The organism is Glycomyces sp. NPDC050141, assembly GCF_055586545.1.
On sequence record NZ_JBVJHZ010000012.1, the window covers coordinates 68,297 to 79,609 of the forward strand.

The following is an 11,313-nucleotide window of genomic DNA, read 5'->3' on the forward strand; positions in this document are numbered from 1 at the left end:
CCATCGAGTTGAGTTCGGGTGGTCTGCCGCGGAGCTACACGTGGTGCGAGCAGGATTTCGCAAGGTGGAACACGCGCCAGGGCTTCCATGACGCGGCTGGGCAGGCTGGTGGGCAGCTGGAGATCGAGAGCGTGAACCGATCGACCGGCACGGTGGCATCGAATGTCATAAGGGACCGGCAGACGCGCTCCATCCCATCCGGTTCGACTCGATGCGCTACGGTCACGTGCGGGTGGAAGGGGAACTGCTGCGGCAGCGGAACCGGACCTGAGCGGATCCCTGCTGCGAGCGCCGCAAGATCCTTGCCGCCGTCGATAACCGGTACGAAGGCCACCGGAGAAATCGGCAGGAACGAAGACACCCCATGCAAGGCGATGGTGAACGCGGTCATCGAGCCAGCCACCATCGCGAGGCGCTCCGCCAACGTCTCCAACTGATCGGCAGCGACCGTGGTTGGAGCGAGCAGGGTCAGGTGCGGAGGCACGGTGTCGGCCAGCGGATCGCCGGAGTCCTTGCGTGCCTGTTGGAGCGCACCGGCCAAGGATTCGGGGATCGCGATGGTCGCACCGACCGTGATTCCCGGAGCCTCTGCGTGGAAGCAACGGTGCTTCATGGGGCGGATATCCGTCGCGTTCTGGCTCACGTTTGTCCCTCGCTCCATTTCGGAACAGCACCATCCTTTGGAGGAAGCTGCGACCAGCGCAGTTCGACCGGCAACGGCCCGTCGGGTCGCGTGTCGATCACGACTTGTTCGAGGCGGCCACGCAGGACGCGAAGGATGTCGGTCGCGCGCTTGAACGGCGCGAGTGCTTGGCGCATGACAGGTTCTGCTTGCAGCAGCCGCCACGCGGCCGCATCGGCATCCCGGGCGTGGACGCGGCCCGCGTCGCATTGCTGGTTGTGGCACGCGTAGACAGGCCCCTTGTTCAGCCACGGCCACGGCACCATCACCACCTCGCAGTCCCGGCACGTTGCCAGGCCCGGGAGCAGCAGTCGTGTGCCGAACGCGGCCTCGACTTGAGCTGCCGCCCGGAGCGCCAGACGGACATCGCGGTCGGCCCTCACGGGCAGCGGCGGCACCGGTGTATTGGATATGATCTGCTGCATCGAGACTCCGTTTCTCGAAGCCGCAACCTCGCCGGGTGCCATCCAGGACCGTGGTTGCGGCGCCTTATGAGCGTTCGGTTGATTCCTTTCGTCTGGGATTTCGCGCCCCGGTCCACATCTACGCCGACTCCGTCCAGGCCGCGAGCGTTCGAGACACCGCTCTTCCAGAGCGAGTGAGGACCCCGCGGGAAGCAGCGCATCCTCTCGTTCGGATGGGAGCATCCATCGCTATTCCATCCATGTCGGGTCTCGTCGGCAAGCCTGCCCGCGAAGAGCCGACATTCCATTGACAGCGCCCGGATCGACGAACTCAGCGTCGGCCGGTGCCGACTGGCCTTCGCGCGATAATGGGCATACGGTGAGGTTTCAGGGCCGCTTACTTCGGGTATCGGAGAACGTCTCACCGCACGGCCGAATCGCGAGGCAACCTCGCTCGTTGTACGAGGTGAGCCAGAATTCTTTCGCTGATACTGGCGGGTCCCCCTGAAGGAGCGCTCCGTGGACGCACACCGTCACTCCGGTTCCCCGACTGAGATCGAACAGCACGTCTACGACACCCTGATCGTCCATACCCGTGAGCACCCAGGCTCGGTCGCGGAGGTCGGCGTGGACGCTTTCCGGACGGTGACACTCGCCCGCCTCGATCAGTGCAGCGAGTGCATCGAGACGGTAGTGGAACAGGCCGTCGAGAAGCCGCCCTTCGGCGCGGTCGTCGTCGCCCTCTGCCAGTTTGTCCTTGACCACCGTGTCGGACACGAGGCGCAGTGGCTGGGCATGACCGCCGCTGCCGTAACTGCCGCGCCGTTCATCGCGACATTGCAGCACGCTATGACCTTGGCTGAGACCGACCCGGCGCGGAGCGGGTCAATCTGGGGGGAGGTGGACGCGACCGGGCTGGCCCTGGAGGGCTTCGCGCCGGAAGCAGTGCGCGGCTATGTCGCGGCCGTCATCGACCACGCCGCATTCGTGTGCGACGAATCGCGGTGGGCGACCGCACGAACCGACGCTCAACCTGCCGGCCACCCGTTCCTCGCCTACGCCGAGCACCTGCGCAACGGCAAGGCAGCCAGCATGAACGAGATCGAGGATGAAGAGGACTGCGGGTCCGCCGGAGTGCACGAAGGCGTCCCGAGCCGGATCGAGCGGCGCTGCCATGCCGACGCGCTCGCCCTGGTCGGCGCCGACCCCGACGCCTCCAGACTCGCCGGAGTCGAGGACTTCCAATCTCTCACGCGCAGCCGACTGGACTACTGCCGAGCCTGCAGCGACCGGATCATCGACCGCGCCGCCAGTGAGTCGGTCCGCACCGCCATCGTCCTGTGGCTGTGTCTCCAGGTCTTGGAGCAGCGGGTCGGGTTCAAGGCGCTCCATGAAGGGATGGGCTACTCCCCGGAGACCGCTGAACCCTTCGCGGCCATCACCACCGCGACCGGAGGCGACCTGACCTACCGGCAAATCGAGGCGATCGCCACGGTCGTCACCGATCTCGATCCGCTAGCCCGGCTCAACCTGCTCGACCAAGTCGTCCAACAGGCCGGGTTCGTCTGCGACACGCCGCAGCGGCATGCCGACCACTCGCATCGCCCTGCCGGCCATCCGTTCCGCATCTACGACGAGCGCCTCCGCGCCCGAAAGCGCTAGAACAGCACAACACGGTCTTTCCGCCAAGACAGAGCAGCGGTTGTTGGCTTAGCAACCCAGCGAGGTCCGAGGCTCGTTCTAAGGAGTGCGGGAATCACGTTGTATCACCATGCGATTCGTCGCGCAGCTTCATCCAGAGCTTGCCGAGCATGTTCTGTCCCGATCCGTCCGCACCTTCGCCCCAGAAGTAGTCGGTCGGCGAATCCTCGACGATCTCCTCACCGCCGCTCTCCTGCAGGGCTTCCCGGGCTTCTGGGTGCTGCTCAAGCTTGGCGCGCAGGATCTCCTCAAGAACGGCCACCTTCTTGCGGCCCCAGTCGGGGTCTTTCGCGGCCCTATAGGTCTCGTTTGCCAGGGCCTTGGCCTGGAGAGGGCTACGAGCCTCGCAGATCGCCTCTTGGCCGACCGGATCGGTGCATTTCGCAGCTTGGTAAGCATGCTCCGAGGTTGGGTAAAGCTTCCCTCGGTACTCAATGGAGTGCGCCGAGAAGTTGTTAAACACATAGTATTTCGGCGTATAGAAGTTTATTACCACCAGTTTGCCAATCTAGTCGGTGAGAATGCGGACGCCAAAGGAGCGACCATCAGAGCGCCTCGAGCAGAGTGGACTTCTCTGTCATCGTTCGCTATTCACTCATTTCGTCAACGGTGGTGAGCAGGCCGCTCACGGCAGGCGAGTCAAATTCAGCCGCAATCACTCTTGCGACAGCGATGGCGTCGATGAGCATTCGAGTCGAGCCGGAACCGCGCGCAATTTTTAGCGCAGAGGCGGCCCGGGCAGCGGCGGCGTCATGCTGCCCGACGCCTGCATACGCCTTGGCCAGCAATACCTGCGCTTGGCCTCGGTCCCGGTGGTAAACATCTGGCACCTGGGTCACGGCGTGCTCGAAGATCGGGACCGCCAGCTCCGGCCGTCCCAAGGTGAGCCAGCATTTCGCCCGCTGAACCTCGATGTAGGTTGGCGTGCAGAAATCTCCATGACCGGTACGGCCATCCCTTTTCGTGTCCGGCGAAGCGGCGAATTCGTGAGCTTCGTCGAGCCGCCTATGGCATTCCCGTTCGTTTCCTTCAAGCGCGTATCCGTGCGCTTCCTGTTGTCGGATCGCAGCGCGCGCAGGGCCTGCAAGGTGCCGTTCATTTCTCTGGGCCGCCTTAGACAGGCTGATCGTTTGCGCGGCGTTCCTTCGCGTCGTGGCCTGCTGGCTCCTGCGGAACATCGCCCAAGAAACCATGGCGTGGTCTCCCGCTTCGGTAGCCCATTCCAGCGCTTGCCGCGTCCAATTTTCGGCGCTTCCCATATCGGCGGTATCTTCATGAAGCCAGGCAGCGGATTCGGCGTACCTCGAGCCGAGCCTCAGTACTTCATGCCGCTGCTCTCCTTGGGCATATTCCAGGAGAGAATCTAGAATAGACAGCTGCTGATGAACCGACTGAAGGGCGTGGCGAGGGCCGAAAAGATTGTCGGTTCGGACCAAGGTGTGCCACAGGTCTGCCAGGTGCTCGATGGCAGCGTCCAACTGGGAGCCCTGCAATCTGTGGGGCGGCCGCAGGCTCTCGAATTCCAGCTGGTTGCGCGATGGCTGATGCCACGACGCCCCTGATTCGATCTGGCTTGTGGCGGCTGTGGCCTGGTCTGGAACGGGATCACCGCTCGGGTCGAGGCTGATTGCGGGTTTGGTGGCTTCGCTCCACGACCGCCGTTGCTCCTCAAGGCGGTGCCGGGCGGCCGTCGCCTCCAGACGCTTCTGTTCGCTGATCGCCTCGGCCACCTGGTGGTATGCGGCGAGGAGTGCGGTCTCGGCGTCGAGGGCGTTGTCGCATTCGGCCCAGAACTTCTCGTCGGGGAACTGGCGACCGGTCTCGGTGTTGGCGACCGTGGACCGCGAGGTGCGCACCTGGCCTTCGGCGATGAGCTGCTGCTGGGTCCAACCCTTCGCTTCCCGGAGGTCGGCCAGCATGAGACCGAGGTCGGTCTTCATACGCGCGATGTCTCTGGGTTCCAAGACGATCCTCCAGGGGTCCGGTCCTGTGGCTCTCGACTATGGGGCGGCTGTCAATGGTTTGTCAATCATCGCTGCCAGTGCTTGCCGACATCCGGTCCGACAGGTGAAATCGAGTTAGCGGGCCGTGGCGGTCGTCACTGTCAGTGGTCGCAACTGTATCGCGCTCCGCTCCGAGCACGCCAACACATGCCAGGAGGACTCATGAAGCGGTCCCTGATCGTCGACACCCACGCGTCAAGCTGCTACTTCCGAACCTCGATCGCGGGCGAGGGACGCAAGGCGCTGGTACAGATCACCGAGCGCTGCAATCTCCATTGCGGACATTGCTTTGTGTCATCTGGTGACTGGGGCGATCACATGCCCCTCGAACTGATCGTCGATAGGGTGATTCCGCGCCTGAAGGCAGCCGGAGTTCAGCGCCTGACGCTCACCGGCGGGGAACCCTTCGTCCACCCGGACATCATGGCGATCTGCCGGGCCGTCAGGTCGGCCGGTTTGCCACTGGGCATCTGTACGAACGCGACCTCGACCGCTGATGACCAGATCGCCGAGCTCGTCGGGCTCGGCGACGTGCATGTGAACGTCTCGTTCGACGGATTCCGGCCCGAATCCCACGGCAAGTTCCGAGGCGATCGCTCCAGCTTCGCGACCACCGTGGAGACGACGCGGAAGTTCGCCTTGGCGGGGTTGCTGCAGGGGTTGTTGTCCACGCCGAACGCGTTGTCGGCTCCCGAGGAGTTCGCCGACCTGTGCTCCTTCGCCAGCGACATCGGTGCGCAGTACGTGTTGATGAATCCGTTGTCGCCGTTCGGGCGCGGGATCGCTTCGCAGGGGCGCCTGGCGGCGGACGAGGACAAGATGCGCGCGATCGCGGCGGTCACTGCGCGCTTTGACCGCCCTGACATGCAGACGGTCCGCATCCGCTTTCCGAACAAGGACAAGCCGCTCGGCGGCTGCGACGCCGGCAAGATCATCTACGTCTTCACTCGCGGGCAGGTCGCGGTCTGCCCCTACCTCGTGTTTGCCGCCCGCAACCCGGCCTCGCGCTATCTCGACCAGGAGTTCATGGTCGGCAACATTCTCGAGGCCGATGTCGCTGGCGCTCTCGACGATTATCGCTTCCACGACCGGTTCCGGGTCGGGGCCAATGCGACGTGTCGTTCCTGCGCGATGGACGCTGTCTGCGGGAAGGGCTGCCCGGCGGCGGTGGTCGCCCGCGGCAAGCGCATCGGCGAAGTCGACACCGAGCAGTGCTCTATCGTCGCCTCCCCGAAGCGTTCGATTCCGTTGGCGGTGAAGCGATGAGTGGCCGGTTCCTCGTCGTGGAAGGCCCAAACGGGGTCGGGAAGACCACCGTGTGCGCTCACTTGGCCGCGGCGCTGCGCCGCAGCGACCCTCGCGTCCACGCCACGACCGAGCCGAGCCAGTCGCCATTGGGCCGGCTCCTGCGCGCCGCCGAAGCCACGGTCACCGGCAGGGCGCTCGGCCTGGCCATCGCCGCCGATCGTGCCCACCATGTCGAGGAAGAGATAATCCCGCACCTGAACGCCGGATTCACCGTCGTCTGCGACCGCTACGTGCCCTCCTCGCTGGTCCTGCAACGCCTTGACGGACTCGCCGTCGATGAGATCTGGGCCTACAACGAGTACACCATCCCACCGACCCTGACCGTCTACCTCGAGGACGAGGCCGAGGTCATCGCCGAACGCCTCGACCAGCGCCGGGCGCGCTCACGGCTGGAGAGCGTGGGTGGGCCGGCCGAGGAACTCGACCTGTACCGTCAGGCCCGCGAGTTCCTCGATCAGGAGGGCTGGCACCAAGCCGTCGTCGACTGCCGTGGCCGCACACCGGCCGAGGTCGCCTCCGCGGTCCTCGCCGGGTTCAACGCCCCGGAGGTGGCATGTTCTCCCTGATGACGGTCAACATCGGTGCCGCTGCCCCTGACCGTGCGACACGGATCGGCGACTGGATCGCCGCCGCCGACGATGACGTGGTGGTCCTGACCGAGACCAGCGCCGGCAAGGGCACCGCGACGCTCATGGACCGCTACGCCCGGGCTGGGTGGGCGTACACCGAACTCACCGGCATGGGCGGCGACCGGGGCGCGGCCCTCGTCTCCCGAATCGCCCCCGGCCAGATCGCCACGCAACGCATGCCGGTGACCCTCGCGCACCGCCTCGCCACGCTATCCCTCGGCACCGAACCGGAGGCGATCATCCTCGGCGTATATGTGCCCAGCCGCGACCGCACCGAAGCGAAAGTCGAACGCAAGCGGGCCTTCCTGTCCGAACTGCTCGCCGCATTGGAGGCCTGCGACTCAGGTGTCCGTGAGCGGCTGATCCTCGCCGGGGACTTCAACGTCGTCGCCGCCGACAGCCCAATGGCGCGAACCATGATGCCCTTCGAACTGGAAGTGCTCCCGCGCCTGGCCGCCGCCGGCCTGGCAGACCTCGCCGCCGCAGCGGGCCTCGCCGGCCAGCCGACCTGGGTCGGACGTACCGGGGACCAGTACCGGTACGACTACGTCTTCGCCGGCGCCGTGCTGGCTGACCAGGTCGCTGACGTGGAATTCCTGCACGAGACCCGCACGCTCGGCCTGACCGACCACAGCGCGTTTCGGGTCCGGTTTGAAGGCGATGCCGAACGGATCGTCGTCGCCGCTCCTACTTCGGATCCGACGCTGTTCTAGACGCGCAGCGCGTTGCGCACCAACGTGTCATAGGTATCGGTGACCTGCACACCGTCGATGCCGAGCATCTGGATCCGATCGGCGAGCCGCTGCTGCACCCGGGTGGAGTCGTCGTTGGTGAGCAGTTCCAGTTCGAGGAAAGTCCCAGCGTGTTCGACCTCGTCGAGACAAAGCGACACCCCGCCCCACGACCCGTTCCGACGCGTCTTGACGATACGAACGGTCGGCATGTATCCCATCGCGACCACGGCGGCATGCATCGCCGCACGATCGGCGACCTCCGTCTCGTGTTCGAGGCAGTCCATCTCGTTCGACTGCGGCGTCTTCACGGTGAACAGGTGCCGACCGTCCTCGGTACGAAGCCGAGCAAACGGCACACCTGTCTTGCCCATCCCGTAGGACCAGGCACTGGGCGCGTACGCCTGATCGTCCTGGACGACGGGAGCTGACCATGCCACGCCTTCGGCCTTGAATCTGGCCATGACCTCCGCGGCATCGACAATGCGGAACTTGACCTCTACTTCGCGGCGCACTATCGCTCCTTGCCTCGCTCGGATCGGCGACCGGGAGCCGAGCCTACCGGGGCGGCGGGCGACACCGATGCAGCCCACGGTTGTCAATGGATTGTCGGTTCCCTGATCAGCGCCTTGCCGACACCGACCGACACCAGTGGAATGAGAATCACGCAGCGCGAGAACACGATTCCAAGGAGGTGCAGGACCCGATGACGACACCGACACCGCCCGGCACCTCGCTCGGCACGATCACCGGCTACGGGTACGAGTTCGCCGCCACGGGCGATGTCGATTCGATGATGCTCACCAGGGTGAGCACGCGCGGCCGGACTCACACGACCGGTCAGCTGACCTGGGACGCGGCCCAGGACACGTTCATTGCCAAATGGAATTCCGAAGCTTACCCGCGGATCGAGCCGGACTCGCTGCTGGCGATGCACCTGTTGAGCAGCGCCCGCCAGCTCCGAATGGCAATCGCCCTCAGGGCACCACTGGCAGCGGAAGCTGAGGTCCAGCTGGCGCAGCCGCTCCCGGGCGAACAGGTTCAGAGCGACCTCGACAAGGGAGCGGACCGATGAACGGCACCAAGAGCGCCGCCGCATGGGCGCGCATCGACGCGAACACCAAACACGACCTCTCACCAGCGACCGTTTGCTCCATCCTGGATGGTGAGCCGGAAGCCAATCCCGCCCGGCGCTGCCGGACAGCGGCTTCCAACACGGCGGCTGCGGCACTGTTTCCTCCTAGCGGTGCCGCAGCCGACTCCGGTGAAGGCGCCTACCGGGCCATCGACATTCGAGATCACCAGACCGACACCGACGACTTTGCCGAGCAGGTGGGTGCTCCGCGAACCGGATCGGTGTCATGCTGCCGCTGCACGGCTCAGGTGGAGGTTCCCTGCATGGGCTATGGGGACCTGGTGCGCCGGGCAGAGGCGGCCGGCTGGCGCTACCGGCCCGCTCGACACGGTCGTGAACGAGCCTGGTGCCCGCAGTGTCAGCATGACGCCGGGAGTGCAGCGTTATGGAATCCTGGCAGCGCTGCCTCCAACCGGCCGGGCCGACCGCGCACCCTGACCCTGAGCGGTCGGCTCCATCTCAAACCCCTTTCCCCCGGAGCCTCGACGGCACCACGCCAGCCCGCGAGCGGCGGCGTCCGGATCTGCTCGCCGCCATGGAGCTAGGACGCATTCTGATCGCGGGTGAATGGCTCAGCGTCCACTACCACAACGCCCGGGCGATGTGGTTGTGCCGCAACAGCGACTTCCGCTCCACGGTCGGCATCATCCGCTGGGATTTCGGCAAGAGCCCGCAACTGCTGCTGGACCCGAACGATGCTCGTTTCGACCACCCGGACTCGAGTGAAGTGCTCGCCATGGTCGGCCAGGCGATGGCGGTGTGGTGGTGCGTCGTGGACCAGCAGGTCCTCGACCCTAGGTTGAAGGTGGCGATCCACCCGGATTTCGCCCCGTTCGTCGTCTATCGGGGCAGTGGCGATCGCCCACAGATGCAGATCCCCCGGCAAAGCACCGGGTTCTCCGCGCCGCTGGGAACCGGGCAGGAACACCGTGAATGAGGAGGAACAGGTGACCCGAGAAACCACACCGACCGACGAGGATGCCATTGCCGCACGTCTTCGTCTCGAACTGGCCGAGGCAATCGTGAAGAACCGCGCCGACATCGGCAAGACCGTTGACGAGGCGATTCTGGATGCCGTGCGCACGGTGCCCCGGCACCTGTTCACGCCCGGCGTGAGCCTGGAGGAGGCGTACGCCGACGCGGTGCCGATCATGAAGCGCGACGGCGACGGGGTGGCGATCAGCTCGGTTTCAGCGCCGTGGCTCCAGGCGACCATGCTCCAGCAAGCCCAGATCCGCTCGGGGATGAGTGTCCTCGAGATCGGCAGCGGCGGTTACAACGCGGCGCTCATCGCCGAACTCGTCGGCCCGAAAGGGAAGGTGGTGAGCCTCGACATCGATCCGGAAGTGTGCGAGCGGGCCGAGCGCGGCCTGGCCGACGCCGGCTACGACGACGTCGTCACCGTCGTCTGCGCCGACGGTGAATTCGGCGCTGAGCGGTTCGCGCCGTTCGACCGCATCCTCGTCACCGTCAGTGCCCCCGACATCCCGCCTGCCTGGACCGATCAGCTCACCGAAGACGGCCGCCTCATCGTCCCGCTGCGCGTACACGGCCTGGAACGCTCCTTCGTGTTCCAGCCCGAGGGCAACCACCTCGTCTGCACTGAGTTCGAGTTGGCCGGGTTCGTGCCGATGCAGGGTGCCGCCGAAAACCGCCAGCGCCTGGTCGGCCTGCACGGCGATGACATCGTGCTCCGCGTAGACGACCGCCAGCCGGTCGAAGCCGAGCCGCTGCGGCTCGCTCTGGAAGGGCCGCAACATGAGTCGTGGTCGGGGGTCCTGGTCGGCGGGATGGAACCGTGGGATGACCTGGACATGTGGCTCGCGACCGTCTCACCCACCTACGGCTACCTCACGGCCACCGACCAGGGCCTGTCCACGGGGCTCGTGACGCTCACGCTGCGCTGGGGCATGTCCGCGGTCTGGGACCACGACTCGCTTGCCTACCTGACGCTTCGCCCGGTCACCGAGGACCGAACCGAGTTCGAATTCGGCGCCTACGCCCACGGGCCCAACGCGACTGAACTCGCCGGCCAGATGGTCGCGCACATCCGCAGTTGGGACCACGACCAGCGTCGCGGCGCAGGACCGCACTTCGAAGTCCGCCCCAAGGACGCCCTTGCCGGCGACCTCCCGCGCGGCCTGGTCGTCGAGAAACGCCACAGCCGCGTCACTGTCTCCTGGCCCAAGGCCCCCGGTCTTACTGGCCAGGTGAACTGATCCGCAAACCGAGAATCACAAGGAGTGATTGACATGGACACTCAGCAGCTCGACAAGGTCGACGAGGACGCCTTCGAACTGGACATCCAGTTCGTCGAGTCGGGCCCCGACCTCGGGAAGATCCTCTACGACACCAGCGACGGCTGCGGATCCACCTGCGCCAGCGCCTGCACCAGCTGCAGCTAGGCCCCCCTTCGCCGGTACTGGTCTCCAGACCAGTACCGGCCACATCCTGCTCCCGGACAAGTGCATTGATCCGTAATCGAGAAGAACAAGGAGCGACATGGACACTCAGCAGCTCGACAAGATGGACGAGGACGCCTTCGAACTGGACATCCAGTTCGTCGAGTCGGGCCCCGACCTCGGGATGATCCTCGACGACAGCAGTGGCGGCTGCGGTGCGACCTGCCAAAGCTCTTGCACCAGCTGCTCCTAGAGCCTCCCTTCGCCGGTACCGGTCCCCAGGCCGGTACCGGCCCCCTGTCCCAGCACCCCGTCCAA

At 65.6% G+C, this 11,313-nt stretch carries 14 protein-coding genes; 9 read left to right on the forward strand and 5 right to left on the reverse strand.

Going from position 1 to position 11,313, the window contains the following annotated elements; all coding sequences use genetic code 11:
• Nucleotides 1-34 precede the first annotated feature (34 nt).
• Together ACZ60M_RS10030 and ACZ60M_RS10035 are read right to left on the reverse strand one after the other, a co-directional pair.
• On the reverse strand, nt 35-643 hold the full coding sequence (locus ACZ60M_RS10030) for a 2'-5' RNA ligase family protein (protein ID WP_465416619.1): 609 nt from the start codon (nt 641-643) through the stop codon (nt 35-37).
• Entirely contained in the window at nt 640-1,107 is a 468-nt protein-coding gene (locus ACZ60M_RS10035; protein WP_465416621.1) for a hypothetical protein, read from the reverse strand. Before ACZ60M_RS10035 ends, ACZ60M_RS10030 begins: the two co-directional genes overlap by 4 nt.
• A gap of 498 nt (nt 1,108-1,605) precedes the next feature.
• Between ACZ60M_RS10035 and ACZ60M_RS10040 the strand changes: the two genes are divergently transcribed.
• Nucleotides 1,606-2,748: a hypothetical protein gene (locus ACZ60M_RS10040; protein ID WP_465416623.1), complete on the forward strand. Its 1,143-nt coding sequence runs from the start codon at nt 1,606-1,608 to the stop codon at nt 2,746-2,748.
• Between the two features lie 94 nt (nt 2,749-2,842).
• Here ACZ60M_RS10040 and ACZ60M_RS10045 read toward each other — a convergent pair whose 3' ends face one another.
• Both ACZ60M_RS10045 and ACZ60M_RS10050 read right to left on the reverse strand, forming a co-directional pair.
• A complete protein-coding gene (locus tag ACZ60M_RS10045; RefSeq protein ID WP_465416625.1) occupies nt 2,843-3,283 on the reverse strand; it encodes an NADAR family protein in 441 nt (146 codons plus the stop codon).
• A gap of 91 nt (nt 3,284-3,374) precedes the next feature.
• Nucleotides 3,375-4,727 carry a helix-turn-helix transcriptional regulator gene (locus ACZ60M_RS10050; protein ID WP_465416627.1) on the reverse strand — a complete coding sequence of 451 codons (1,353 nt, stop codon included), beginning with the start codon at nt 4,725-4,727 and terminating at the stop codon, nt 3,375-3,377.
• Nucleotides 4,728-4,952: 225 nt separating this feature from the next.
• Here ACZ60M_RS10050 and ACZ60M_RS10055 point away from each other — a divergent pair, with 225 nt between their 5' ends.
• The 3 genes from ACZ60M_RS10055 to ACZ60M_RS10065 are packed head-to-tail and all read left to right on the forward strand — an operon-like array spanning nt 4,953 to nt 7,440.
• Nucleotides 4,953-6,056: a radical SAM protein gene (locus ACZ60M_RS10055; protein ID WP_465416629.1), complete on the forward strand. Its 1,104-nt coding sequence runs from the start codon at nt 4,953-4,955 to the stop codon at nt 6,054-6,056.
• Nucleotides 6,053-6,664 (forward strand): dTMP kinase, encoded by a 612-nt coding sequence (gene tmk / locus ACZ60M_RS10060; protein ID WP_465416631.1) that lies wholly within the window; start codon nt 6,053-6,055, stop codon nt 6,662-6,664. Before ACZ60M_RS10055 ends, tmk begins: the two co-directional genes overlap by 4 nt.
• Nucleotides 6,664-7,440 carry an endonuclease/exonuclease/phosphatase family protein gene (locus tag ACZ60M_RS10065; protein WP_465416633.1) on the forward strand — a complete coding sequence of 259 codons (777 nt, stop codon included), beginning with the start codon at nt 6,664-6,666 and terminating at the stop codon, nt 7,438-7,440. Before tmk ends, ACZ60M_RS10065 begins: the two co-directional genes overlap by 1 nt.
• Here ACZ60M_RS10065 and ACZ60M_RS10070 read toward each other — a convergent pair.
• Nucleotides 7,437-7,973: a class IV adenylate cyclase gene (locus tag ACZ60M_RS10070; protein WP_465416635.1), complete on the reverse strand. Its 537-nt coding sequence runs from the start codon at nt 7,971-7,973 to the stop codon at nt 7,437-7,439. The two genes, ACZ60M_RS10065 and ACZ60M_RS10070, sit on opposite strands and share 4 nt — an antisense overlap.
• Nucleotides 7,974-8,164: 191 nt before the next feature.
• On the opposite strand from ACZ60M_RS10070, the gene ACZ60M_RS10075 reads away from it, so the two are divergent.
• The 5 genes from ACZ60M_RS10075 to ACZ60M_RS10095 all read left to right on the forward strand — a co-directional run bounded on the left by ACZ60M_RS10075 (nt 8,165) and on the right by ACZ60M_RS10095 (nt 11,248).
• Nucleotides 8,165-8,533, forward strand: coding sequence for a hypothetical protein (locus ACZ60M_RS10075; protein ID WP_465416637.1), 369 nt, complete (start codon nt 8,165-8,167; stop codon nt 8,531-8,533).
• 445 nt (nt 8,534-8,978) lie between these two features.
• The gene (locus ACZ60M_RS10080; protein WP_465416639.1) at nt 8,979-9,530 is read left to right on the forward strand and encodes a hypothetical protein; all 552 of its coding nucleotides are present in this window, start codon (nt 8,979-8,981) and stop codon (nt 9,528-9,530) included.
• Between the two features lie 10 nt (nt 9,531-9,540).
• Complete coding sequence (fxlM, locus tag ACZ60M_RS10085) at nt 9,541-10,812, forward strand: methyltransferase, FxLD system (RefSeq protein ID WP_465416641.1); 1,272 nt, start codon at nt 9,541-9,543, stop codon at nt 10,810-10,812.
• A 33-nt stretch (nt 10,813-10,845) separates the two neighbouring features.
• Nucleotides 10,846-10,998, forward strand: a complete 153-nt coding sequence (locus ACZ60M_RS10090; RefSeq protein WP_270109615.1) for an FxLD family lanthipeptide — start codon at nt 10,846-10,848, stop codon at nt 10,996-10,998.
• 97 nt (nt 10,999-11,095) lie between these two features.
• Nucleotides 11,096-11,248 carry an FxLD family lanthipeptide gene (locus tag ACZ60M_RS10095; protein ID WP_465416643.1) on the forward strand — a complete coding sequence of 51 codons (153 nt, stop codon included), beginning with the start codon at nt 11,096-11,098 and terminating at the stop codon, nt 11,246-11,248.
• Nucleotides 11,249-11,313: the final 65 nt, after the last annotated feature.